This is a genomic window from Paenibacillus sp. LBL (assembly GCF_029893715.1).
Taxonomy (GTDB): Bacteria; Bacillota; Bacilli; order Paenibacillales; family Paenibacillaceae; genus Paenibacillus_AQ; species Paenibacillus_AQ glucanolyticus.
This window is the reverse complement of record NZ_JARXYU010000003.1, coordinates 229249-255118: the sequence shown is the minus strand read 5'-3', so window position 1 is coordinate 255118 and position 25870 is coordinate 229249. Positions and strand designations below refer to the sequence as shown.

The following is a 25870-nucleotide window of genomic DNA, read 5'->3' as shown; positions in this document are numbered from 1 at the left end:
ATGAAGATTGATCTGCACACCCATGCCAAATTGTCCAAGGCATCAGACTTCTCACAGACCTACTATGAAGAGATGGTCCGCGAAGCCATGGATAACGGGCTGCATGCACTCGCGCTCACCGAGCATTTTAACACACGCAACTTCGACGAGGTGTACCAGCAGCTGGACCGGATGTTTCCTTACAATGGCGAGTATTATGATGCAGGCGGTTTAAAAATATTCCCCGGCATGGAAGTCGACATTCGGGAGACCGGCCACATTCTGCTCATCGGACGGAAGGAGTTCATTCTGGAAACCCGCCGCCAGTTGAACGATTATACGGAGAAGGGTGCTTTTATTCCCTTTGATGATCTGATGGATCTGGCCGAAGCCCTGCCACTGCTCAAAATCGGAGCCCATCCGTTCCGGGAGAGCACGCCACTCCATCATTTGGACCACAGCCAGCTCCAGCGTCTGGATGCCTTTGATCTCAATGCCAAGGACATGTACCAATACGGCTGTGAGGCCAATCAGGATCAGGTCCAGCGTTTTGCCGCCAAACTCGGCAAGCCGGTGACGGCGGGCAGCGATACTCATCAATGCCTGCAGTATGGAAGTGTCTACAACGAGCTGGATATGCCCTGTGAAACTGTTGCCGAGCTGAAGCACGCGATTCTTCAGGGTGCTTACCGGCTTCATGTCTCGGATAGCCTCCCTCTTCAGGTCAAGGCGTCCGTCATGCTAAAAAAGCTGATGAAACAAATCATCCGACTCGAGACAGCTCCAGGCATCGTATAAGGTCACGGAATACGTTGTCAGCCCAGAGGCGGCTGGGTCATAAAAATGACTCGGCCGTCTCTTGGCTGTCTAGTCCCTTAGGTAGAAGGGGAATCTGCGGTGAGGGTGGGGAAAAACCTAAGATAATCCATCGAATCTGTGGCTATTGAGCGCCAATGTGGAGCAAATCTATAGCTATCAACGAATCTGCGACTATTGAAGGCCGAGAATTGAAAGGTAAAATGTTATGACTAACCAAATGAATCTGTAACTAACTATTGAACACCAACGTGGGGCAAATCTATGCGTATTCAACGAGTCTGTGACTATTGAAAGCCGAGAGTGGAAAGCAGGAGTTGCTATGGCGCTTGAACTCTACCAAACATGGTAACTAGAACTTCTCTTGACGGATGCCCGGCTATGCGGCTTACGGACCCTGAGTACGCTATTACCGCAAAAATAGTACTTTTCAAATTATAACGGACCGTAGGGACCTTATTTTGCCTTTAATTGCGGTTACGCACGGTTTTTTTGCTAAATAACGGCTGTGGTGTCCGATAAAACACGAAATCATGCGGATGATTGATAATAGCGTACCCTCGGTCCGTTAGATCCGGCCATTGCCAAGCAAACAGGGCAGATGGTGGGTATGTGTGTGTGTTACTTACCAAGCGAGCTGAGGAAAGGGGAATGCGGTGACATCATCAGGCGAGTCAAGGATGGTGCACGCACGTTGCCATCATCAAGCAAGCCGAGGATCGGTGCACTATCAAAAGAGCTGAGAATAGCTGAACCCGTTGTCATCATGCAAGCGAGCTGAGGATAGGCGAATGTGGCGAAATCATCTAGCGGACCGGGGATTAGTGCGAGCTCGCTGTCATTATCAAGTGAGCAGAGAATTTGCGAGCTTGATGACATCATCAAGCGAGTAGACGATAGGCCCGCGCGTTCCCATCATCAGGCGAGCCGACGATAGCCGCACGCGGTACCAACAACACGCGTGCCGAGGATTCGTGCGCACGCAGTATCCCCTAACAGAAACAAAGGGGTGTTCCGCCAGATCCAAGATCTGCTGGGACACCCCCTTTTGATGCATCAGCCGAACCGACCGCTGATGTAATCCTGTGTACGCGAGTCAACGGGATTGGCGAACAGCTGCCGGGTAGCGTCGTGCTCGATAACCTCGCCGTTCAGGAAGAACACCGTCTGCTGCGATACGCGTGCCGCCTGCTGCATATTGTGCGTAACCATGACGATGGTATAGCGATCCTTCAGCTCATGGGTCAACTCCTCGATCTTGAAGGTCGAGATGGGGTCCAGCGCCGAGGTCGCTTCATCCATCAGCAGAATATCGGGCTCCACCGCGAGCGCCCGGGCAATACAGAGCCGCTGCTGCTGTCCTCCCGACAAACTGAGCGCAGGACGCCTCAAGTCGTCCTTCACCTCATCCCACAGCACGGCAGAACGAAGGCTTTGTTCAACGAGTTCGTCCAGCTTCTTCTTGCCGCGAATTCCGTGCTGCTTGGGTCCAAAAGCGACATTATCGTAGATCGATTTCGGGAACGGGTTCGGCTGCTGGAATACCATTCCGATTTTTTTGCGGAGGGATTCCACATGCACCTCCCCGGAATAAATATCGATTCCGCCAATGGCTACCCTGCCTTCAACCCGTGCACCCGGAATCCGGTCATTCATCCGATTAAGGGTCCGCAGCAGCGTGGACTTGCCGCACCCGGACGGTCCGATAAAGGCGGTAATCGCACGCTCCGGAATCTGAACCGAAACATCCTTAAGGGCATGGAACTCGCCATAATACAAGTTCAGTTTGTTCATTTCAATGAAAGGCTGCATGACATGTCCTCCCGGTGTTGTTTTTGACGTGTTATCCAGATCGGCTTGACCCCATCAGGCTTTATTTTTACGTTCATTCAGCCACAGCGGCACACGGAATACGATATTAATGAGCAATGCAACAATGATCAGCACCGCCGTGGTCTTCTGGGCAATCTCCTGGGCATCCGGCACAATGGCCTCGGATTGGACATACCACAGATGTACGGCAAGGGTTCCACCCGGCGATAACAGATTGAAATCCCACATTTCCCCGGAGGTGGATACCCCGGCGGTCAAAATAATGACGGCACTCTCGCCGAACGCCCGGCCTGCTGTCAGGCAGATGCCCGTCATGATACCGTTCATAGCCACCGGCAGCAGCACACGGCGGATCGTCTGCAGATGGGTGGAGCCGAGCGCAAAGGACGCATTGCGAAGCTCAACCGGAACCGCCCGGATCGATTCTTCGGTCACTCTTGTAAGTACGGGCAGATTCAGGAAAGCTAAACTAATAGCCGCACCTAGAATCGTAAGACCGATCTCGAAGAATTCCACGAACAGCGCAATGCCAAACAATCCGAAGATGATCGACGGAACGGATGACAGTCCCTCCACGCATATGCGGACCACCTCAATCAGTTTATTGTTCGGGGCAAATTCCGCCAAATAAATACCGGCTGCTATGCCGATCGGGATGGAGACAATGAGGGAGATGATGAGCACATAGAATGAGTTAAACAGTGCCGGTCCGATGCCGCCGCCCTCTTCAATCTCGCTTGGCAGCCCGTACAGGAAGTTCCAGCTCAGCTGTGGCAGCCCTTTTTCAAGCAGCAGAAACAATAACCCGACAATAAATAAAATCACGATGATGCCGGTACCCCATACGAGTCCCGTAAACAGTCGATCCAGAAGGACGGAGGCCCCTCTGCGTTTGCCAAAGGAATAGGCCAGAGTAGGATGAGCCGGCTTCTTCACACTCATGAGTAGCGCCCCCCTTTTTTCTGAAGTATTCTAACCGCTACGATCATCAGCAGCGAGATGGCGAGCAGAATGAAACCCATCATGTACAAGCCATAATTCCAGGTGGAATCGAATTCCACGCTTGAAATCTGCATGACGATGTTACTTGTCAGCACGGCTGTCGGGGTAAACAGACTGTTTGGCAGCTGGGCCGTGTTGCCGATGACCATGACTACGGCCATGGTTTCGCCGATCGCACGGGCCATGCCCAGAATTACGGCATACATGATGCCGCTTCTGGCCGCTGGCAGCACGACCCGGAACACGGTCTGGAACCGGTTCGCACCAAGCGCGTAAGCCGCGTCGCGATATTTATTGGGCACGGCAGAGATGGCGTCGTCACTGATCCGGCTGATCGTTGGAAGTACCATGATCGTCAGAACGATGGAAGCCGCAAGCAGACCGTCAGCCAGATCATGTCCGCTGAGGTTGCGAAGCCAAGGAATGAGCAGGGTTAATCCCAAAAAACCGTACACCACCGAAGGAATTCCTACGAGCAGATCCAGCACGGGGCGCAGCAGATTGCGAAGCCACTTCGGCGTCATTTCGGCCAGGAATACAGCGATGATGACAGAAATCGGAATCGATATCAGCATTGTCAGGCTGGTTAGCGCCAGCGTTCCGAGAATAAAGGTAAGCGCTCCATAGTGCTCATTCTCCGGGTCCCAATTGGTGGAGAAGAAAAATTCCGTCAGCGAGACGTTCGAGAAGGTCAGGACGCCTGTACGGAGCATAAGGACCAATATGCATAACAGGACCAGGCATACAAACAAGGCGCTGCCGATACAGATCATGCGAAAAAGTTGGTTGGACCAGCGAAGACGCGCCTTCCGGTCAAACTTGGAGCCGGAAGTCTTGCCAAAGCTTTGACCCAGCTCGGCCGGGGCCTTGCTGTTCGTGGACGGGTTCATATCGATCATGTGGGGCTCTTCCTTTCACATAGAGAAGCCAGCTTGGCGTCCGTGCGCTGAAGCTGGCTAACCCTTTCCTTATGGAATACGCGTATGAATAACGTTCAAAGCGCGCTTATTTAACGGCGGAAAGCGGAATGAATTTCAGCTTTTTGAGGGAACCGTTCTGGAACTTGCTGCTTTGGATGTATTCGATGAAAGCTTTCGTTGCGCCAGTCGGCTGGCCTTTGGTCATGTAATAGCCGATGCCCCACACTTTGTAGCTTCCGTTAAGCACGTTTTTCTCTGTTGGCGCCACACCGTTGATCGACAATGCCTTCATCTTGCTGGTGACGTAAGGAAGGTCGATATAACCGATGGCATTCGGCGTTGTCTCAATCGTGGTTTTCATATCGCCACTGGAGCCAACCTCTTTGTAGTTATCGCCTTTGTTCATAAACTCTTTGCCATCCAGCGCTTTTTGCTGGAAGTTAACGCGGGTGCCGGAACCGAACTTACGGTTAACCACTACGATTTTGGCATCCGAGCCGCCAACTTCCTTCCAGTTTGTCACTTTGCCGGAGAAGATGTCCTGAAGCTGCTTGGTCGTCAGGCTGTTTACGCCCACATTCGGATTCGCAACGGCTGTGAACACCGTTACCGCAACGGGGTTTGCTACCAAGCCATCGAATTTATTAAATCCAGGGACGTTCTTGGATGCGTCCCAATCCACTGCGCCGATGTCGGCAATGCCTTTACGAACCGATTGAGGACCCGTGATCGAGCCTGCTGCGGAAGCCGAGATTTTCACTTTCGGATTCTCTTTCTTGAATTCACTCGCGGCTTGAAGCGTAAGCGGCAGCAATGCGGAGGAACCGTTGATGACAATATTGCCTTTCAGGTTGCTTTTGGCTTCTACAGCAGACGAAGCGCCGCCGATCAGAGACACGGCCACCATCACCGCTGTCAGGGATTTCATCCATTTTTTCATGTTATATAAACTCCTCTCAAATTGGAAAAAGATGGTCTATCCTTGATTGAAAACATTACTTCGTAACCGCTCTCCAGCTGTCGCCTGCATTCACCAAAACCCGGCCGTTCTCGATGATGGCGATTTGCGATCCGGCTACGGTGATGGCGGATACGTCAGCAGATACCGTGTACAGCTTGGTTTGTTTGCCCGTCGCCGTATCAATGGAATAGATCACGCTGTTGCTGTCGTCTTGGGCAGCCAGCACATATAGTACTCCACCGGACAGAATCGCTTGCTCCACATCGTAATCGGCAAACACGTTGGCTGCCTTCTGAGAAGCATCCACGGACAACAGCGTGGCTTGATCATCTGTGGACGGGACGCTAACGTAGTATGCTTTCAGTCCATCCGTGGACAGTACAAACACTTTATCATCCGAGGTCGTAGTCAGCTTCACAGCTTCCGGTTTCGATCCGTCGATGTTAAACGAAAAGATTTGCTGCTGATTGGATGAGAAATCAATGGACACATTGTCTTCATCGATATTCGTGGTATCGGAGGTTACCGTACCGAGTGTGGTCACAGTGTAAATGAATTTCTTGCCGTCGGCGGAAACGCTCAGATTTTCCTTATAGTCCACCTTGTCCTCCACCAATTTCGCGATGGAACCGTCGGCCAGACTCAGCTTGGCGATCACGGTGCCTTTATCCCCTTGCAGAAAATAGATAGCACTGCCGTCAGCCGACCACACGAGCTCCGGTTTAATGCTGTTATCGTTCGTGATCTGACGGGAAGCTTTGCTATTCAGATCCAGCACATATACCGCACCTTCTGCGTCCGTGTAGGCTACTTGATTGCCGCTGGGCGCCACCACCAGATCGGACCCGCCGCTTGTTGTCAGCAGCAGCTCGAACTTACCGCTTGTTGTATCAACCAGGTAATCCGTTCTGCCATTCTCATCGCTCTTGGAAACGATCAGTTTGCCCGCTCCGGCAAAACGAGGGTTCTCTGCCCCTTCCAGCAGTGGTACCGTGCTGATCTCAAGCACGCCTGCTCTGCGGGCAATGGTTCCGCCAAGCCCTGATACCAGCGGACGTAATGCAACATAGCTTGTGCCGCTAACATTTGTGACAGGCTGGGCCAGCGTGGATTTCACTCCATCTACCATCATCTGAGTGGAATTGGCTTTCAGTACAACGGTATGTCCGTTCAGCGTTATTGTCGTAGTGCCGCTATGTACTTCTGCTTGCGCGCCGGTTGCCTTGATCACATCGCGCAGCGATACAAGCGTCTCGCCTTTCTTCACCATGGAACGAACCACAACCGTGCTGCCATTGATGGTGAATGAGGAGTTTTGCACCTGGGCTGCAGCTGCAGCAGGCTTTACAGCCGGTGCGGCCGATACGGCGCTAACAACAGAAGTACCAACCACTGCGGCTACCATGGATACTACGAATGCTTTCTTCATTGACATTGGCTCTTGTCACCCTTCTCTTTTAACATTCTATTGGTTTAGGACTGTTTCACCCTGCTGCCCGGAACTCTGCTATTCTATTTATGAGAGCGTACCTGGCTCATCCCCCCAAACTCCTATCGTTCATGGTAAGCAGTAACCCTGCTTGATTGCTATTATAGGAGCGAATTGTAAACGGAAAATGTTGGAATTGTTATCTTAGTGTCAATATTTTCATATGCAAACAAAAAAGAGCCGCTGGAATCATCCAGGGCTCTCCTTCTCGTATCGCATGGTATTACTTCATTTGATTCAATAGATTCAGCATGGCCTGTGCGCTTTCAGCACGGGTGGCAATCGCCTTGGGTGCGAATGTTCCGTTCGTATGACCCTTCATCAATCCAAGGGACAAAGCCTGATTCACCTCTTGGGCTGCCCATGCCAATATCTGCGACTGATCCTTCAGCTTCGGAGCTTCCACGGCGGTAGCGTTCCCCTTCAACTGGTAGGCACGGAAGAGCATGACAGCCAGCTCCTCTCGGGTGACAGCCGCATTCGGTGCGAAGGTGTCTTGGCTTCTGCCTTTCACCAACCCATGCTGATGAGCTGCCGCAACAGCGGACGCATACCAGGCATCGCTGCTCACATCATTGAAGATCGTACCTTGAGCATCTTCAAGGTTCAGGGCCGAAGCGAGCATCGCGGCAAACTGAGCCCGTGTCAGCTGCTGATTCGGGCTGAATTTTGTATCACTGGTGCCTTGCACCACCTGTTTTGCCGCAAGCGCTTTTACCGCCTGCTCCGCCCAATGGCCAACCAGATCGGTAAATGATTTGTTGTACTCCAGTACGGCATATGTGCTGAAATGGCTCACCTCTGCCGTCAGCAGCCCATTCACGAGCTTGCCGCCTGCATAAGACAATCGGCCTTGGTCTGAGATTTGGTAGATTCCAGCCAAGCTGCCCTGTATGCCACTGTCAACTGCGAAACCAAGCCGTACGGGTGCGGTGAACTTCTCCTGTACATATTCCTTGCCGTCTTTGGTCTTCACGGAAAGGTTAAAATCATACATCTTGCTGCCCTGCTTCAGCTCAGCCTTCCCGAAAGCAGCGGCTTTAGCTATGAGTGAGGCAGCGGTCTGAGATGCAACCTCTTCCAGCTTGAAGGAAATCATCGCATCCTTGGCTTGATCCGCTGGCACAAGCTGCCGCAGCGCTTTGAGCAGTGCTGACGGAAGCTGGACAACCAGACCGTCTCTCTTTAGTTCCAGCGGCTTCGAACCGAGAATTTCTCCTGCTGTCAGTGGCAGGAGAATCTCGTTATCCTCTGCTCCAAGCTGAATCGTTACGTTCTCTTGCCCGCCTCGCAGTGACTCTTCGGAGATCACGCGCTGCCCCTTATCCGGCTTCGTTCCCGGATCGGTAGACGGGCTGCCGCTTGTTCCTCCATTGCCGTTGCCGCTTCCGCTTCCAGAACCGGGATTGCTGCCGTTGCCGCCGCCGCTCTTGGCGTCCGTCTTAATGACAACAGCCGTGAGAGGCTCAAGCGTGATCGAGCCAGCTGTTAATGCAAAGCCCGATTTTGCCTTGACGCCAACCGTGCCTGCCTCGTCATTATCCACAAGCACCGTGCCGGAAGTCAGGTCCTCGCTCAGCGTCAGCGATCTCGACTGGTTATCGGCATTAACAAACACATAGTAGCTGCCTGTTCCGTCCGTCGCTTTGTTTTTGTAGGCTATAACCAGATCCTGGGCTTTCACTTCAGGGATCTGCAAAAGCGTCACATTTGAATCCACTGCAGACTTGTCGCCCAAACGGAAAGCATCGGACGATTTTCTTAACTCAATCAATCCGGTAGTGTACTCGCGCGTCTTGTTATTCTCCGGGTATTTGACTTCATTAGTCGCCTTCTCCCAATCAAACATGTTGATGGCATCGGAAGAGTCATATGAGTCATGAATGAAATATCCGAATCCCTTGCCTGTCTCATCAACCAATTCATGATACTTCTGTTCCGGAACGCCCGGCGCTTTCCACTGTTTCGTACGGCCGTATTCCTGCCCGGCATGGAGGAAAGACGTCCCTTGGGAAGTCAGAGTAAGCAGGTTCCCAAGACGTATCCGTTTATGGATCTCCAGATCATGAGCTGCCACCGAAGGGTCCTTCTTGATGGACTGTGCAATAATATCGTATAACGGCAGATTGTCATGGGCTTCAATGTATTGAACCATGTCGCCCGGATCGTCCTGCTTGGTATTGCTTGGCTGCGCCTTGATATTGTTAAAAATCGTTTGGATATCGCGCGCGCCGCCTGTAATGAATCTAGGCTCTCCTTCGTTACCGAAGCCGGATTTCAATTCGTTGCGGAATTCATCGGAGAATACGCCGACGTCATTCGTTTTGTCCATCCAATTCTGGTCTGCGCCCTTACCCGCCAGGGAAGGATCAGACAGATGTCCTCCGAAGGTTACCCAGCCTTCACCGATAAACAACGCCTTCGGATTAATGGCAGCTGCGGCATCGTATGCGTTCTGTACCGCGTCATACGTGGCGTCGCCCATCATATCCCAGCGCATGCCGTCGATCTTGTACTCCTCGAACCAGTATTTCACGGAGTCTACCATCAGCTTCTCCGCCATTTTGTGGTTCGTTGCCAGATTGTTGCCGAAGCCCCCAATGAAATTGCCGTTAGCATCCTGGAAGGCATAATAGTTAGGCACGATATCGTTTAAAAATTCAGCCTTAGCCATATGGGTGTACACCACGTCGAGAACGACGCCCATATCCGCCTCATGAATGGCGTCAATCATCGCCTTCAGCTCTTTGATTCGAAGCTCCGGATCCGCAGGATCCTCGGAGTATGCACCGTCAGGCGAGAAGTAACTGTGCGGATCATACCCCCAGTTATACTCGTTGTCTTTTGCCGAATAGTCCAGTTCTCTATTCTTCATGGCAGCTTCGTCCCCGTAATACCAAGCCATCACAGGCAGCAGCTGGACATGAGTCACGCCCAGTGACTTAATATATTCGAGCTTGGCTTTGAAAGCATCGTACGACCCCCAAGTAGCGTTATGCAGGTCATTCTCGATGGTTGGATCCGAAGTAAAATCCCGAACATGGATCTCCCAGATGATGGCGTCTTCCCGCTGCTCATAACCCGGAATATCCGCGAAATCAAACCCGGCCGGATTCGTCTGGCTTAAGTCAACGATGGCCGCTTTGCCGACGGTATCGCCGTCAGGCCCAACTTCGCCCTTCGTATTCACTCTGAATTGCGCCATGGATTTGGCGTATGGATCAAGCACATTTTTCGTTACGCCGTTATGGCTCACCTCGTATTGATAGAAGTATCCTCTGAAGTCCTGAATGCCAAGGTCCCCAGGCTTCACCTGGACTGACCAGACGCCTTTATCGCCTTTTTGCAAAGCGACGTTGCCAATAAACTGCGCAGCATCATCCTTGTCGTATACGTTTGCGGTAACCGTGGTTGCCGTCGGTGCCCACAGCTTGAGCTCGGCCCCGCCAGCCTGGTAGGTTGCCCCAAGATCATTCCCATCGTAAGCATACATTTCATCCAGCATTCTCCAGCCTGTGGAGGCCGATATGGTTTTACCCGCGTAGCTTACCTTCAAGGGAATCTGATCCAGCTGGAATAACGCCATAACTTCAATCGTGGTGTTACCGGTAATCTCCACGTTCTGGATGTTAACGCTACCCCCGTCTTTGTCCTTGATTTGGAGCTCATTCTTCAGGGTCTCCGCTTCCAGACCTTCGGTCATCGTAAAACCAAACTGGAGCTTCCCGGGTGCCAGCACCTCAGCCGAGACTAATCCGGTAGGCACTTCACCATATGGCGATGTGTACACCGTGTTATCTCCCTCTTTAATAAACAGGTGCTGGTATCGGTCTACCAAAGTGAAGCCTTTGTCACCAGCTTCCTTGCCCGCATCTCCCTTGGATGGATCAAGGACCAGGAAATTCATCTTCTGGGCTCCCGATTTCATCGGGATATCCACATAAGCGCCATAGCGGTCCGTTTGACCCGCAGGGAACATCGTTGCGCCGGTCGGCCAGTCATTCGATGGCGCCGCTACATCTCCCCATAACCATAGACCAAACGGTTGGTAGTTCTGATCCTGTCTTGCATAGTGAACACGTACCGTATCTGCTGGAAGATCCACCGGTTCAAAGCTGTACACCGTATCGGAGCCTTCCTTAAGCCATACTTCCTTCATGTCCGGTGAAGCCAGCGCGAATTTCTTGTCTCCGCCGTCTTTATTGCCGCTGACGCGGTCAACAACGACGATGCCCACCTTCTGTGCCGCATCCTTCAGCGGAATGTCGACGAACGCGCCATAGCTGTCCAGCTGCCCATTCGGGAATGGCGTTGCCCCGTTTGGCCAGTTGGCCGAAGGAGCCGCAACGTCGTCGAATACCCACAGCCCTGTGCTGCCGTAATTCGCGTCAGCCCGATTATAATGGACACGCAGGTGGTTTGCGGGAACCGGAATTCCCGGATCTACAGGCACTGTAAAATCGGCAGCAACCTGATGATTGACAGCATTGTAACTGAACGTTACCTTAACATCCTGGGGCAGTTGAAGCGCCTCTCGGTTAGCCGGATACACCGGGCTAGCCGCTTCACCCCCTAAGGCAATCTGGTATTCGTGATCACCGCCATACACATCGGCTGTGACCGTATACACATTGTCATAATCGGAATCCTGCATAATCAGTCGTGCATCCGCCGGCGACCAGTCGGCCGCTTCGCCGATGCCTGATTGGAAGCTTCCTATGACTCTTGGAAGCTTATTCGCTTCCATCGGCGCGTAGTATGTAGAATCTGCGATCCGGTGGGTTCCATGATTGTAATAAAAGGTGACTTGGGCGTCCTGGCTTAGATCGATTAGAATATTGCCGTCCTTGTTGGCACCGCTGGTATTGGAGTAATTAGCGAATCCATAACTCTCCGTCCAATCCCCGTCAATGGCGATCTTGTATTCGTAAGATCCCGCAGGCAAATGGCCGGTAAACCTGTATTCGCCGTTCCCCATATCATTCATGGTGGTTGCGGCTGCTGTCGGATCCCAATCCGTATTATGACCAAGCTCGGACTGCAAAGTCCCGACCAACGTGACCTGGCTTGGTGCGCTATTGGCATTGGCCGCCGATGGCGGAATGCCTAGCATGGAGATAATCAAAGAAAAAATCATAATGATGGACCACGTTCGCTTGCTTGCTGCAGTCATTCTCATTAACAAATAGCCTCCTTCTGTTTTTAAATCAGGTAAGTGGTTGATGCTATTCTGATGCCATTCTTTGCGCAAACGCTTGCATTAATGAGTTTAAGCTTCCATCGTTTCAGGGAACGACAATTACTGACAATTGGGGAAGAATCACTCCGATATCTAGTGCTGGAACATGAGATGAAAGCGATTTCAATGAAAACGTTTGCATTTCTTATTGTAGTATCGCATCTCAAGGTCGTCAACCACATTTTGACCTGTTTTTAAAAAGTATTTTTTAGCTTGAATCAAAGCTCTATCCAGCAGTATCTAGCTATAACAAATAAAGGGAAACAGCGACTGTATGGCTGATTCCCCTTCAATCTTATTGAACCGTTTCAGCAGTTTCCGTTTCTTGAACGGTTGACATGTCTTATTCCTCTAAGGTGTGCACATTAAACGTCTCGGTGGCTAATGAAACACCATCGATGCCTAGAGCCTGAACATCTACATGGTTATGGAGTGATTGGTCTTTGATATCCCATACCAAAGACCAGCCGTCTTCTCCATCACTATCATACCCTATGAGTTTCCGTTCCTTGCCAACCTCCGTTCCTGTAGGAGATGACCAGAATAACACAGTGTCGGCATGCTGTGCCTCCACATAAATGGTTATTGTGTCAGCATCCCTTGGGACAACCCACCATCCATTTTCCTCCTCGGCATCTGTATATACTTTGTCCATCATCACGGATGTTTTGCTGAATCCGGAAGGAGCATCGGAATTTGCTTTGTCTGGAATGGTTTCAGGTTCCTCGTTGCGAGAACAAGCTGATGCCAGAATCATGGTCAGCATCAGAAATGAGATTACGATTATTTTTTTCATATAGATCCCCCATGTGTGGTTAACTTTGCAAGACTATTGAACTTCTAGATAATAATGTTTTGATGATGATTCGGATGATCTGTTGAATGATCCCCATGCTGTTTTACCGGCTGTCTAGGATATGTGACGTTATATCAAGTATAGGAATTAGCTAATACCCCAGCATAGGACTTATTAGCTACTGCCGCAGCATAAGAGACTTCTCTTTTGTTCTAATATTTACTGTTCATATATATATTAACTCTTAACACAAGCAATGGTTACGCAAAATTTTAGAGAGTTATGCCGCCATACCACCAGTGTTCGCAAAACTTAGGATTGATTTCCCTCAACGATTCCCATAACATTAAACATTATAATGATATAATGTTTAATGTTTGCAAAATCTTGGATGCAGGGGGATTTCATATGAAATTTCGTTTCGCGGGTGCTGTATCGGATATACTGCCCGGTGCGCAGCTGCTGCTAGACGAACTTGGCGTAGAACTTGGGGAAGGCGGAGTCACGGTTGAGGTAGCATTGTCCGAGGGCGAGCTTCAAGTCGGACGAGAACATACCCGAGCTTACATTCGTTACGGCAGAAAGCATCAATTCTTCCGGGGGCTCGGCTTGCTCATTCAACATAGCCGCCATAGCGATACGTTCCATCTTCAAGAGAACCAGCAATTTGACCAGATCGGCCCGATGTTTGACCTGTCCCGGAACGCCGTGCTCACGGTGGACAGCTTTAAACTCATGCTGAACAAGATGGCCTTGATGGGAATGAACAGCGTGATGTTATACATGGAGGATACCTACGAGATCAAAGGCGAGCCCTATTTCGGATACATGCGCGGCCGCTACACGCAGGCGGAGCTAAAAGAAATTGACGATTATGCCGACCAGTTCGGCATTGAGGCTTTTCCAAGCATTCAAACCTTGGCGCACCTGGAGGAGTTTCTGAAATGGGAGCCCATCAAGCATTACCGTGATACAAAGGGTGCCCTGCTTGTTGGCGGCGAGCAAACGGATGCCCTGATTGAACGAATGATCGAGGCTGCAAGTGCCCCTTTTCGCAGCAAGAAAATTCATATTGGCATGGACGAAGCGGAGGAGCTTGGACGAGGCAAATATTTGGATCACAACGGCTATGTGAGCCGCTTCGATATTATGATCGCCCATCTGGAGAAGGTTCTGGCAGCCGTTCGAAGGCGCGGCCTGAAACCGATGATGTGGAGCGACATGTTCCTGAAGCTCGCTTCCGGCGGAGGCGGCGATGCGGCGTATTACGATAAGGAAGCCTCGATTCCGGAGGAAATGGCCCGCCAGATTCCGAAGGATGTGGACATGGTGTACTGGGACTATACCCATATGGAGCCGGAGGATTACGAAAAGGTGATTGCCAATCATCGGCCGCTCGGCTGCAATCTCGTGTTTGCGGGAGCAGTCTGGATTTTTAACACGTTCGGCGTAAACTACGGTCTGTCCCTGAACGCTTCCGATGTGGCGTTGCAAGTGTGCAAGCAGGAAGGAATTCGTGAGGTATACGCGACCATGTGGGGCGATGATGGCAACGAAGGAAATCCCTTTGCAGCCCTGCTTGGCCTCCAGCTCTATGCCGAGCATGCCTATTCGGAAGAGAAGCCTTCCCGGACGCAATTAGCGGAGCGGGTGAAGTTCTGTACGGGCATCGAGATGGAAACCTTCCTGCAACTGAAGGATCTGGACGAGATTCCCGGCCAGGAACCCAACAACGCCAAACAGAGCAATCCTTCGAAATTTCTGCTGTATCAGGACGTGCTTCTCGGGATGTTCGACAAGCAGATTGAAGGCCTGGATCTGGCGAACCACTATGCCGAGTTAGAGCAAAGCATACGCGGGAAACGCAACAGCCGCGCAGAGCTGGACTACCTCTTTGAAATGCCGGAGAAGCTGAGTGCTGTCCTCAAACGCAAGAGCGAGATCGGTATCCTGCTGAAACAAGCTTATGATGCCAAGGATAACGATACCCTAAGACATATGGCCAAGAACGTGCTGCCTGCCATCTCCAGAGCTGTCCAGGAGCTGCGTCTCGCCCACCGTACGCAGTGGCACCGCATGTTTAAGCCCTTCGGCTGGGAGGTCATCGACATCCGCTATGGCGGCGTTATCACCCGCCTGGACACTGCGTCGTTCCGCATTCTGGAATACGCCGAGGGGCGAGTGGCACGAATCGAAGAACTCGAGCAGGAACGGCTCGTGTTCAGCACGACCCACCGCGGCAACCACAAGGGTGTCGGCTGGTGCAGCCATTATTACCGGATGGCTTCGCCGAACGTGTTCTACCATGTGCTGAATCCTTTTTAAGGGTCCAAGCTGCCTGGAATTGCAATACTTGTCACCAACACATCATGAAAAAGCCCCGGAGACCGGGGCTTTTTTGCATAATCGCTAAGTCTTAGATGATATGCCCTAATCCACGCTTAAGATCCTTGATTTTGCACTTCCTCATACCAGACTCGTACATCCCGGCTAAGGCGCTCCACGATCTCGGGATAACGGTCCGCCAAGTTGGATCGCTCTCCCGGATCCTTGGACAGATCGGACAGATGAACCTGATCCGGAACCACGCGATCGAAATCGAGTTTTCCGTTCAGCACCAGCTTCCAGTTGCCTTCCCGGACAGCCAGTTGACCTTGATACTCCCAGAACAATTGCTTATGCGGTGACGGCTTGCCCCTGAACAGCATCTCCTTCAGGCTGCTCCCATCCAGGGTAATCCCTTGAAGCGGTCCCGCCGCCAGATCGACGCCCGCCAGATCCAAGAAGGTCGGAACGATGTCCATCATGGCCGCGACCTCATCGCGCACTTGTCCGCCTTCCCATCCGTTCGGCCAGTTCAGTATGGCAGGTTCGCGGATTCCACCTTCGAACAGGCTTGCCTTATGCCCCCGAAAGATCCCCGCGCTCCCGCCGTAATAAATGTCTTCCGTCCCGTCCAGCCAGTTACGGCTCTCGGAAGACGGCCCATTATCGCTGGAGAAAAAGATGACCGTATCCTCATAACAGCCGGCTTCCTTCAGCGCCTCCACAATCTCTCCGACGCCATCATCCACCGCCGCAATCATGGCGGCCATCACCTGCCGATCCCATGGCAAATGCGCAAACCGGTCCATGTATTCCTGCGGTGCATGCATCGGATAGTGGGGCGCATTGTACGACGCAAACAAGAAGAACGGAGCCTCCTGCTCCCGTGACCGCTTAATGAAATCAACCGAGCGTTCTGTTATCAGTTCGGTCATATACCTGCCGTTCTCCCAAACCTCCGTTTCGTTTTCCCATAGATCATGCAGGGGATTGACGCCATGACCTTGCCCCCAATAAAAAATGTGCGAGTAAAAATCGACGCAGCCTGCCTTAAATCCAAAGAACTCATCGAACCCATGCGCATTCGGGCTGGTTTCCTTGGACAGGCCCAAATGCCATTTTCCATAAAGTGCCGTCCTGTACCCGGCAGGCTTAAGCGCCTTGGCCAACGTCACCTCGGCGGCAGGCAGCCCATGGGAACCGCGCTTTGCCCCCAGGATTTCACCGACTCCCGCTCGGACCGGATATTTGCCTGTCAATAAAGAGGCTCGTGACGGAGAGCAGACAGGGGAATTCGAATACCAATTCGTAAAACGAACGCCTTCATCTGCCAATCCGTCCAGATGCGGGGTTCTCACGGAATCCGAACCATAACATCCAAGGTCCCCGTAGCCTAGGTCATCACAATAAACGATGACAAAATTCGGTTGTTTCATATCTCCATTCACCTCGACTATGCTCGACTTGTTCCTCATATCGTACCCTGTCGCGGATCAACACGGAATGTCCAATCCTTGCAATCGTTATACAATATGTTGCATATTAACAATATCAAGCAAAGTGATCTTGTTTAGCTGGAAGGAGGAAGCAAAAGCATGACAGTGAACCAACGGCCATCCAGAGAAGAATACTTTAACAATCCGGCTTTCTTTGAGACTCAACTGGGACTATGGATATTCAAATCCGGATCCCATCCCTTCTTCACTGAAAAAGCCGGTCCCCGGTCCGTCGAATTTTATAGTATACATTTCGTTGCCTACGGCAAGGTACGGTTTGAATGGGACGGCCGCAACGTCTCCCTCTCGGCAGGCGACCTGTTCTGCCTCTTCCCCGGCTCGGTCTATACATATGCCAAGGACTGTGACCAGCCGTCTACGATGATCACCTGGACGGCCTTTATGGGCGAATTGATGCCATCCATATTAAAGCATGTCGATCTATGCCCCGAGCAGCCCTATCGACGGAATGCCTTCGGGGAGAGTGCCTTGGCGGTGATCAAGGAAATTCAGGGATTGCTCCGGCAGCCCCAACAGGATCACAGCCTTCAGCTGATGTCGCTGGGCTTCCAATTGATCCACAGCATCGATCCGAACCGGAACCAGCGACATCCGGCTTCTTCGTCTGCTTCCGATTGGCTCGAATCCGTTCCCGGGTATATGAAGCTTTATTGCACAGAGAACCTATCTGTGGAGGAGCTTGCTGCGTGGGCCGGTGTGCATCGCAGTCATTTCACCCGTGCGTTTACCCGCCGATACGGTATCTCTCCGTCCCGCTACATGCAGCAGCTCATTATGGAGAAAGCGACCCGCCTGTTATCCGCTGAGGGAACCAGCATCACGCATACCGCTTTATCTCTTGGGTATTCGGATTTGTTTACATTCTCCCGCGCCTTTACCCGGTATTTTGGTATGACGCCGAGTGCATTCGTAAAAGGTCATCGCTCTTCATCGACGGCACGCGAATAAGAAGAAGCCATTGCGCTGAACAAACGCCCTACTCTTCCATCCGTTCCCACAGCGCCGTGAAAGCCTCGGCATCCAATTGAAAGAATACAGGAGCGTTTGCGTATCTTACATATTCCCCGTCTCTGAACAATCTTAACTGGACTTCCGTTCCGTCCTGGAGCTTAATATACAGAAATTTCTGTTCTCCCGATCCGGTCTCGTAGATCCCTTGCTCGAATAGAGGATCGGCCGCAATCGGCTTCGCCTCATACAAGGCCTCGACGAAGGCTTGCACCTCCGACTCGCCGGAAAAATCGTGCAGCTTGTTCTCCCCCATGTTCCAGCTGTCAAAATCCTGCCATTTTACCGATGTCATTCGATCCCTTAAATTCAGCTTGCCTATCAAGTCCTCGCCCTTGGTCACCGTAATCCCATTCAAATGCTCATACAGTTCAGCGTAGATCTCCCCATCATGCTCTACATAGGACATGATTCTAAAATCCAAGTCATACCCTTTTACCGAGTAGATGTCCATTTCTCCTATTGTTGAAGCGAGTTCCGTATAATCGTCGGGGGAACTCCATTCCGTAATGCCCGATTGGGACCGTCCCAGCTTGTCGCCCCGCAGCTGCTTGGCGGTTTCCGGCGATATTCGCGTGCTGGTATGGGTGTAGATATTCCCCTGATATACAACCAACCCGATCATGTCGGCTTTAACACCGCTCTCTCTCGGAAGCTCAATCTTCGGAATGATCACCGGATCATGACCGACCTTAGCGATCGGTGTCGTGTTCTCTCCGGTCCCGGGAGTCACCGGGGTATTGCTGACAACTGGAGCATCTTCTCCATTCAACATGAGCGAAATAACCAACACCACACCTAGCATGACAGCCGCACTAACACCAGCCATCCCCATCCGGTTCCTTCTTGGCGTTTGGCGCCCATTCTGTTTCATTCCATTCATAAGCCGCTCCTCCAATCCTTGGTCAGGTTCTATTTGATCTATCAATTGGTTATAGTCATTCCGATTCATCAATCGTCCTCTCCTTCCAAGTCCATTCGCAGCAGCTTCCTGCCGCGCTGAAGGCGCATCTTGACCGCGGATTCGTTAATCTGCAATATCCCGGCAATCTCCTTAACAGAATAATCCTCGTAATAAAACAGGTGGATGACCGACTTATATTTGAACGGCAAACTCATGACATGGTCCATCAGCATCCGTTCAGATGGCTCAGCAAAATAATCGTTCATATGCTCCATTTTGGTTACCCGCCTGCGCCACAGGCTTCCTTGCATGTTCTTGCAATAGTTGGTTATCACCCGAATCAGCCAAGCCTTCTTATGCTCCTGGTCGCTGAATTTAGGCGCTTTATGCATCAATTTGATGAATGTTTCCTGAATAGCTTCTTCTACATCCTGTTTGTTCCCAAGGTACACCATCGCTATTTTAAAAAGCATATTGCCATATAATTCATAGGTTTCCGTAAAATCTCCGCCCGGCCGGAGCGAATCCATCTGCATCGCGTGTAGACCTCCTTTTACCCTTAACACAGTTATGGACGTGGATCGGTCACATTTGTTTTTGCTTTTACGAACTAAAAAAAAGAGCTGCCCCTGAGGGGCAGCTCTTTCTCGCCAACCAATATCTCCGCTTATTGGAACACGAACACTGATGTGAACATCCAATCTCCATAAGCCGCATGCACTGCATGTTTATTTTACATACGTCAAATCCTGAATCATGCGATGAAGCACAGCGGCGCTTTCGGCTCGGGTTGCGCTGGACTGAGGATTGAAGCGCAGCTTCGGATCCCCGTTCAGAATACCAAGACCCGCCAATTCATATACAGCTGCCTGCGACCATGCGCTGATCGAGGACGCGTCAGCGAATTGGGCTTTTGCCGCGTCTGCCTGATGGTATCCGGCATAGTCCATAGCTTTGTATACCATCAGCGCCATCTGTTCGCGTGTAATGTCCCGATTCGGCTTAAAGTTGCCGTCCAAATATCCGGTTATGATGCCGGCATCGGCTGCCGCCTGGATCTCACCGGCATACCAGTCGGATAACGCAATATCCTGGAAAGCCACTGCCTTAGTGTCGGCCGTGAGGCCCAGCGCCCGGACTACCAGTGCCGCGAATTCGGCTCGGGTTATCGGAGCATTCGGAACAAAGTTCTGCTCCGAACGTCCGGTCACGATCATGTTCGCTGCAAGGGATTCAACGTCTCCCTTGGACCAATGTGTCCCCATGTCCTGGAACGTTACCGGGTTCAGAAGAACCAGGTACGTGCTGTTCATTTGACTGTAGATATCGATTCGTTGACCATTCACTTTGAACGGCACCGGCGTGTATTCACTGCCTGTTCCGTCAACCCGAACAACCGCAATTTCGGAGGAACGATAGTTCTTGGCAACATTCAGGGACCGCTTCACATACGATTGGAACTTATCCAGCGTGATGGTTTTGCCGCTGCCGGACGTTGCGGTTACCGTGTAGCTTAGGGCTTGCAGCGCATCATGTCCTTTGGAGGCTGCCGATTTAAGAGCATTCGAATCCACGGCAAGTTGAATGACCAGCTGGATACTGTTTATATCCGATCCGACTTGAGTTGCCAGAGCCTGCAGGTTGATCTCCCGCTTCGGAAGCTCGTAGCTTCCGTATGGAGTGACCACGTTCAGCACTTGAGCGCTTGATTGATCAAGCCATGCCCGCAGCGCTTCATTCTCAATCGTAATGGATGAAGACTCTATAGGCTGCGCACTTGTAACCTCAATGGTGACTTTCCCGTCTGAAGGCAGCTTCAACGCTTCCTTCATAGCCGCTCCGGTTACGGAGCCTGCTGCCGCGCCATTCTCCACTTTAACCGGAACCTTCACCTTGCCTGCTTCCGCCGGTGGCGTCGTGCCAGGGTTTGTAGGATTCACTGGAGGCGTCGTTGGTCCTGGAGTTCCAGGCGTGCCCGGGTTCCCAGGGTTGCCTGTCCCAGGCTCTCCTGGCCCGCCAGGAAGCGGCGCTCCTTTCAGGTCTGTAATCCGACCCTCGACGGCCGAGGTCTTGTCCGTGATGGTGCCTACTTTTTTCACGTAATTCGAGAATACCTCATAGTCAGGCATATAGAGCAGGTTCACGCGCCCTTCCAAATATGCCTTTTCGAGCGAAGCGTAGAAATCGCCGCCCTTAGCGGTAAATGCATTTGTCGCTACCTCATATGATTTGTTCATATCAATCGGCTCGTAGCCGTTCTTGCCTTTCACCTCGATACGCAGTACGCGCGATCCAACCGGTTTGGTTGAATCGTAGATAAACTTCATGCCCGCAATATGCGGGAAGCGTCCATCCTCGGCCGGGGTTTTGGAAACCCCGTTCTCCAACGCTTCTTTAATCTCGGAGCCCGTCAGCGTGATGGTGACGAGATCATTGTTAAACGGCAGGACGGTCATTACGTCACCCATCGTAACTTTGCCGGCTCCAATCGAATCGCGAATTCCGCCGCCATTCTGCAAGGCAATGACCGCATTCGTTCCGGCTGCTTGCGCCGCATCCAGCATTCCGTCCGCGATGAGATTTCCGAGATTCGTTTCCTTCGTGCGCACATCGGCACGGACGCCGTTCAGTTTCACTTCCGTTGTACCAACCTCGGTTTGTTTTAACTGATCTACGCCAGGTTTGTACTTGGCATTCAAAATGGCAAGTGCTTCTGTATCCGGCTGAATGACATACTCGCCTTTGCTGTTTTTCTCGTCAACTGAAATGAGGCGGCTGTTCCACTCCTGCAGAACGCCCTCGTTGTCAAATACGACCTCTAGCTGGCCTAAGAATTGGCCTTTTTCACCTGTCTGCACGATCAGTTTCGGCTCGCTGTCCGAACGGTCTACAACCGCCTGATCCAGCTTGGTATGACTATGACCGCCCACGATGATGTCGATGCCTTCAACTTGCTTCGCCAGGTTGACATCCACGTCATAACCGAGGTGCGACAGCACAACGATTTTGTTGATGCCTTCATTCTTCAGCATCGCGACGGTGTCTTTTGCCTTTTGCACCGCATCATCAAAGGTAACGTCTCCAGGGGAAGCGATGTTTGCCGTGTCTTCGGTCGTAAGACCGATCAAGCCGACCTGCTCACCGTCTACCTCCATGATGATGGCCGGGTAGATGGTTGCATCCTTGGCATCCCGGGCTACTTCATTCTTGAACTTTTGGCTTAATATAGCATCGGCTGAGAAATTCACGTTCGATGAAACAAACGGGAACTTCGCATGCTCAATGAAATCATTCAGTACTTCGGATCCTTTATCGAATTCATGATTCCCGAAGGTCATAGCATCATATTGAACCATATTCATGAACTCCAGATCCGCAAGTCCCAAGTATTGGTTGAAATAGAGTGTGCCGGAGAATACATCCCCCGCATCCACGAGCAGTGGATTGACCGCATGCGCTCTCGCCTCTTTAATTGCCGTGACCCGGCGAGCAACGTTGTTCGGAGAGCTTGTGGTATCCAGATTGGCATGCGTGTCATTGGTATGCAGGATCGTAAGCGGGAACCCGTTAGCGGCCTCTCCTTGCAAATCGATCTGCGCGACAACCGGATCATGATCCGATACGCGGCCCTTGGAAGCCGGGAAATCGGCGTTCAGGTGCACTACATCGACTTGCGTAGAACGGGTCAGGTTCTTGCTGACCAGAATATGATCCAGCACCTGCGAATTTCCGTCATACGTGTACGTATACTGCTCTTTCAGCGGCAGCGTATCAATCAGGTTATCTAATTCATTCCCTTTCAAAATCGTTGCCGTCTGCGTAAATTGGAAATCATTCAAATCGCCCAGAACAACAACGTTTGCGTCCGGATTTGCGGTTACCACGCTCTTAACAAATCCGTTAACGACAGCCGCGATCTGATGACGCTGCGCTTCGCTGGAAAGAACCGGCGGCTGCGTATTTCCGAATGGTCCCTGGTCCCCGGATTTCGAGTTAAAATGATTCGCAATCACAATCACTTTCTCGCCCCGGAATTCAAACTGCGCGGCCAGCGGCTTGCGTGAGGCATTAAATGCAGGATTCTGCGGATCAATCCTGCCTGGATTATAGGTCAGCTGATCCTTAGCTGCATCATAGGCCACGGAATCCGTGGAAGAGCCTTTTTTGTTGTTTACACTGTCCGATAATTGAACACGGTCCGGGTTGTAGAGGAATCCGACACGAATGTTGGCTCCCGGCGCTCCCCCGTCATTATTATTAACCGGATCAATGTCGGTAAAGCTGTAGGTTGGGCCTCCTGCTGCCTTAATGGCTTTAATCAGAGCATCGTAGCTTAAGTCTGCTGCGGTGGTTCCATTGTTCTGCTCACCGTTGTTGTCCTGCACTTCTACAAGCCCGATAATATCCGGGGACTTGATGCTGCTAACAATCGACTCGGCCAGCTTGTTGATTTTGCTGGAGCCTACGCCCGGATAGAAGTTCTCGATATTATATGTCGCCACCCGAAGCTGCTCGGCATTCACATCAATGGTGGATACCTCTTGTTGAAATGGGCTGCTGTTAATTGCAGGCAATTCGCCTTTGCCCGGAATCACCTTGAAATTGCCGCTGTTGTATCCGATCACACCGATCACATCATCAGCAAACGTATCCCCGGTGCTTACTTCCTGTCCTGGATTGCCATAGGCAATAATAAGGCGCTGCGGATTGAAATTCCCTTGTTCTTTCAGAACGAGACCGCCAGCCGGCGTAATCACATCTGCTATATGATTTTCCACGCGGGTCGCGATATTGTACGTTCCGCTGCTTGTCCAGTACGGACTAATGATGGTTGGCTGCGGAAGTCTGACCCGCATACCCTCCAGGGACTCATAGAAATCGATAGCGTCTTCCTGCGGCTCGAATGCTGTCATCCCGTCGTTATCGATAATGGCATCCGGAATCGGACGTCCACCCTTACCTAAAGTAACAGGCTCTGGCAGTGGTTGACCCTGATCCAGATTATTCAAGGATTGCAGCTCAATTTGAGTCGATGTCAGATTGCTTGAGCTTCCTTCGTTAAATTCGGCCACTTTACCGGTGACGCTGACCAAATCTCCGATCTGAGGCCGGCTTGGATCCGTAGAATACACAAAGATCGCATCAGAGGTATTCGGATTGGAATCCGGCTTCGGATCCTGAATATAAAAACCTTTGATGTTGCCGTTAGAGAAAGTATAGCCGTACTGCGTGACAACACCCTCGATATCTTTTACGGTTTGACCGTTGTAAGGCGAGGCATGGGTTTCCCCCTGAATGTCCGCAATGCGCGGCTGCTGTGTAGCCTTGTAGGCAAATTCGTATACCTTGCTCACATCCACACCAGAAACAACAATCGCTTTGATAGTCGTATCACGGTCAATTGGAATTGGCGAGCTGTACTGCGTGCTGGATGTCGTTGGAACCGATCCGTCCAGCGTATAATAAATGTTTGCACCTTGCGTAGGGCTGGACAGCGTTACCTTTCCGCCGGTAACAATCGGTCCGGCACCCGGGCTCGCCATCACAGAGAATAACTCTTCGATTAAGGCATCCTCACCCAGGGGGATCAGTTCATAAATACTTCCGAACTGCTTCACCACACCCGTAACGCGGCTGAACGATTTAACTGTCTTCAGCTTGGACAAGCCGGAATAGATAATGAATTCATGCCCGCCCTGTTCGGCTGTATACTCACCCGGCTTGTTCTCCGACTTGATGGTTACATCCTCCAGGGAGACGAGCCTTGCTTCGTATGTCTCTCCTGTTGCTGGAGACAGGTCAGCCCCGGTGATTGGGAGAGCCTGCGGCAATCCCACTTGGGTGCCCGTTACGCTGTTCGGCAGCAAGGCGTGTGGTTTGATCTCCTGAAGATTGTTGTAAATCTCCATCACGCCTGCCACACTGACCCGGTCGCCAACACCAGCATTCAGCGGGTAGTCATAAAGCACGATACCGGCCGCGTCGTCTTGAATATAGGTTTCTCTGCCTTCGATATGCGTAATGATGCCTTCCGTCCACACATGCTCGCCTTTTGCCTTGCTGCGGGCTTCCGTAACGGATTTCTGCGTTAAAACATCGTATTGGAACGAGGTTACCGGTCCATCCGGTTGGCCCTCCTGGGCTGCGTACGCATCCACTCGTGTTGGCTCGTTGATCACAATTGGATTATTGACGAGCTGGAAGCCGGACCCATTCCCGCCGGACAAGTACACATCCGCATAGACGGAAGCTCCCACCGTAGGAGGACTTAGCGTAATCTCCGTTCCGGCTGGCCAAGCATTCGGTCCTGGATTAGCCGTTACCAGGCCAAGTCCATTCCCCGGATTGACCGGTGTTGCAGGAGCTGCACTGTTACGCGGATCCGGCGTCGCAACGATAAAATCCGCTGCATTGTTATCCGTATCAAGACCACGATCCGATTGACCAGTGGTCAATTCTTTGCGAATCGCTGCCGTGCCGTTGGACAAAGCTGCCGTTGGATTCGTTTCAGATTCTATTGCAGTTGATCCATAACCAATGAGATCGATACGATCTCCCGCCGCATTCACCAGATCCACGATTCCGTTGCTGCCGCTTAAATTAAGCGATCCTAGAACATCGGGTGTCGGCAGAGCATTCCCTGTTGTGCCACCACTCTGTTGGACTAATAGATAGGTATAAGGCTCCATAATGCCGTTTAAAGAGGTTGTACCGTTAAATGCACCCGAGGCCGCGCTGGCATAACGTACCTTCCAGCCTGTGAGGTCAACTGGACTGCCCGTTGGATTGAACAGCTCGATAAAATCATTCTTATATTGCGCTCCGCTGTTTCCCCCTCCCCCGTATACCTGGCTGATGACAACCTGATCATTGTGGGGAGCAGCCTCCGCAACCTTCACGGGACTGAAAGGAACAAGGATACTCAGGAGCATCACGATGGCCAAAAGCATGCTGAGATGCTTTTGGTACTTATGTAATCGAATGTGCATTCAGGTTTTTCACTCCTCTATTCTATTAAATTTTGTAGCCTTATTAACTATATATAACAGATATGTTTGGGGAGTTCTAACATAAAGTATGC

Annotated in this window: 14 protein-coding genes; 3 read left to right on the top strand and 11 right to left on the bottom strand. The window is 51.5% G+C overall.

The genetic code is table 11. The features are described from left to right. Window positions 1–777 (top strand): PHP domain-containing protein, encoded by a 777-nt coding sequence (locus tag M2277_RS09535; protein WP_006207719.1) that lies wholly within the window; start codon window positions 1–3, stop codon window positions 775–777. Window positions 778–1851: 1074 nt separating this feature from the next. Here M2277_RS09535 and pstB read toward each other — a convergent pair. The 7 genes from pstB to M2277_RS09500 form a co-directional block, all read right to left on the bottom strand. Further along, window positions 1852–2607, bottom strand: coding sequence for a phosphate ABC transporter ATP-binding protein PstB (gene pstB / locus M2277_RS09530; protein WP_036636430.1), 756 nt, complete (start codon window positions 2605–2607; stop codon window positions 1852–1854). 54 nt (window positions 2608–2661) lie between these two features. Next, window positions 2662–3570: a phosphate ABC transporter permease PstA gene (gene pstA, locus M2277_RS09525; protein ID WP_006207718.1), complete on the bottom strand. Its 909-nt coding sequence runs from the start codon at window positions 3568–3570 to the stop codon at window positions 2662–2664. After that, on the bottom strand, window positions 3567–4529 hold the full coding sequence (gene pstC / locus M2277_RS09520) for a phosphate ABC transporter permease subunit PstC (protein WP_006207717.1): 963 nt from the start codon (window positions 4527–4529) through the stop codon (window positions 3567–3569). The genes pstA and pstC overlap by 4 nt, the downstream gene beginning before the upstream one ends. A gap of 106 nt (window positions 4530–4635) precedes the next feature. Then, a complete protein-coding gene (locus M2277_RS09515) occupies window positions 4636–5490 on the bottom strand; it encodes a phosphate ABC transporter substrate-binding protein (protein WP_006207716.1) in 855 nt (284 codons plus the stop codon). Window positions 5491–5545: 55 nt separating this feature from the next. Further along, entirely contained in the window at window positions 5546–6940 is a 1395-nt protein-coding gene (locus tag M2277_RS09510; protein ID WP_231887978.1) for a stalk domain-containing protein, read from the bottom strand. Window positions 6941–7223: 283 nt separating this feature from the next. Further along, complete coding sequence (locus M2277_RS09505) at window positions 7224–12179, bottom strand: pullulanase (protein ID WP_280754663.1); 4956 nt, start codon at window positions 12177–12179, stop codon at window positions 7224–7226. Between the two features lie 403 nt (window positions 12180–12582). Beyond that, window positions 12583–13035: a hypothetical protein gene (locus M2277_RS09500; RefSeq protein WP_006207713.1), complete on the bottom strand. Its 453-nt coding sequence runs from the start codon at window positions 13033–13035 to the stop codon at window positions 12583–12585. Window positions 13036–13443: 408 nt separating this feature from the next. Here M2277_RS09500 and M2277_RS09495 point away from each other — a divergent pair, with 408 nt between their 5' ends. After that, window positions 13444–15360 carry a beta-N-acetylhexosaminidase gene (locus M2277_RS09495; RefSeq protein WP_006207712.1) on the top strand — a complete coding sequence of 639 codons (1917 nt, stop codon included), beginning with the start codon at window positions 13444–13446 and terminating at the stop codon, window positions 15358–15360. A 116-nt stretch (window positions 15361–15476) separates the two neighbouring features. On the opposite strand, the gene M2277_RS09490 is transcribed toward M2277_RS09495, so the two are convergent. Next, window positions 15477–16796, bottom strand: coding sequence for a sulfatase-like hydrolase/transferase (locus M2277_RS09490; protein WP_006207711.1), 1320 nt, complete (start codon window positions 16794–16796; stop codon window positions 15477–15479). A 159-nt stretch (window positions 16797–16955) separates the two neighbouring features. On the opposite strand from M2277_RS09490, the gene M2277_RS09485 reads away from it, so the two are divergent. Continuing rightward, window positions 16956–17825 carry an AraC family transcriptional regulator gene (locus M2277_RS09485; protein ID WP_006207710.1) on the top strand — a complete coding sequence of 290 codons (870 nt, stop codon included), beginning with the start codon at window positions 16956–16958 and terminating at the stop codon, window positions 17823–17825. Window positions 17826–17853: 28 nt separating this feature from the next. Here the strand turns inward: M2277_RS09485 and M2277_RS09480 are convergent, their stop codons facing one another. From M2277_RS09480 to M2277_RS09470, 3 genes are all read right to left on the bottom strand, one after another. Beyond that, window positions 17854–18837, bottom strand: coding sequence for a hypothetical protein (locus M2277_RS09480; protein WP_006207709.1), 984 nt, complete (start codon window positions 18835–18837; stop codon window positions 17854–17856). Next, window positions 18837–19325 (bottom strand): RNA polymerase sigma factor, encoded by a 489-nt coding sequence (locus M2277_RS09475; protein ID WP_280754662.1) that lies wholly within the window; start codon window positions 19323–19325, stop codon window positions 18837–18839. Before M2277_RS09475 ends, M2277_RS09480 begins: the two co-directional genes overlap by 1 nt. Window positions 19326–19517: 192 nt before the next feature. After that, on the bottom strand, window positions 19518–25778 hold the full coding sequence (locus tag M2277_RS09470) for a 5'-nucleotidase C-terminal domain-containing protein (RefSeq protein ID WP_280754661.1): 6261 nt from the start codon (window positions 25776–25778) through the stop codon (window positions 19518–19520). Between the last annotated feature and the right edge of the window lie 92 nt (window positions 25779–25870).

What these genes read in the sequence shown, in the direction of transcription:
- pstA (WP_006207718.1), bottom strand. Translation starts at nt 3,570, where the DNA reads ATGAGTGTGAAGAAGCCGGCTCATCCTACTCTGGCCTATTCCTTTGGC.
- M2277_RS09485 (WP_006207710.1), top strand. Translation starts at nt 16,956, where the DNA reads ATGACAGTGAACCAACGGCCATCCAGAGAAGAATACTTTAACAATCCG.
- pstB (WP_036636430.1), bottom strand. Translation starts at nt 2,607, where the DNA reads ATGCAGCCTTTCATTGAAATGAACAAACTGAACTTGTATTATGGCGAG.
- M2277_RS09510 (WP_231887978.1), bottom strand. Translation starts at nt 6,940, where the DNA reads ATGAAGAAAGCATTCGTAGTATCCATGGTAGCCGCAGTGGTTGGTACT.
- M2277_RS09495 (WP_006207712.1), top strand. Translation starts at nt 13,444, where the DNA reads ATGAAATTTCGTTTCGCGGGTGCTGTATCGGATATACTGCCCGGTGCG.
- M2277_RS09515 (WP_006207716.1), bottom strand. Translation starts at nt 5,490, where the DNA reads ATGAAAAAATGGATGAAATCCCTGACAGCGGTGATGGTGGCCGTGTCT.
- M2277_RS09535 (WP_006207719.1), top strand. Translation starts at nt 1, where the DNA reads ATGAAGATTGATCTGCACACCCATGCCAAATTGTCCAAGGCATCAGAC.
- M2277_RS09480 (WP_006207709.1), bottom strand. Translation starts at nt 18,837, where the DNA reads ATGAATCGGAATGACTATAACCAATTGATAGATCAAATAGAACCTGAC.
- M2277_RS09475 (WP_280754662.1), bottom strand. Translation starts at nt 19,325, where the DNA reads ATGCAGATGGATTCGCTCCGGCCGGGCGGAGATTTTACGGAAACCTAT.
- M2277_RS09470 (WP_280754661.1), bottom strand. Translation starts at nt 25,778, where the DNA reads ATGCACATTCGATTACATAAGTACCAAAAGCATCTCAGCATGCTTTTG.
- pstC (WP_006207717.1), bottom strand. Translation starts at nt 4,529, where the DNA reads ATGATCGATATGAACCCGTCCACGAACAGCAAGGCCCCGGCCGAGCTG.
- M2277_RS09490 (WP_006207711.1), bottom strand. Translation starts at nt 16,796, where the DNA reads ATGAAACAACCGAATTTTGTCATCGTTTATTGTGATGACCTAGGCTAC.
- M2277_RS09505 (WP_280754663.1), bottom strand. Translation starts at nt 12,179, where the DNA reads ATGAGAATGACTGCAGCAAGCAAGCGAACGTGGTCCATCATTATGATT.
- M2277_RS09500 (WP_006207713.1), bottom strand. Translation starts at nt 13,035, where the DNA reads ATGAAAAAAATAATCGTAATCTCATTTCTGATGCTGACCATGATTCTG.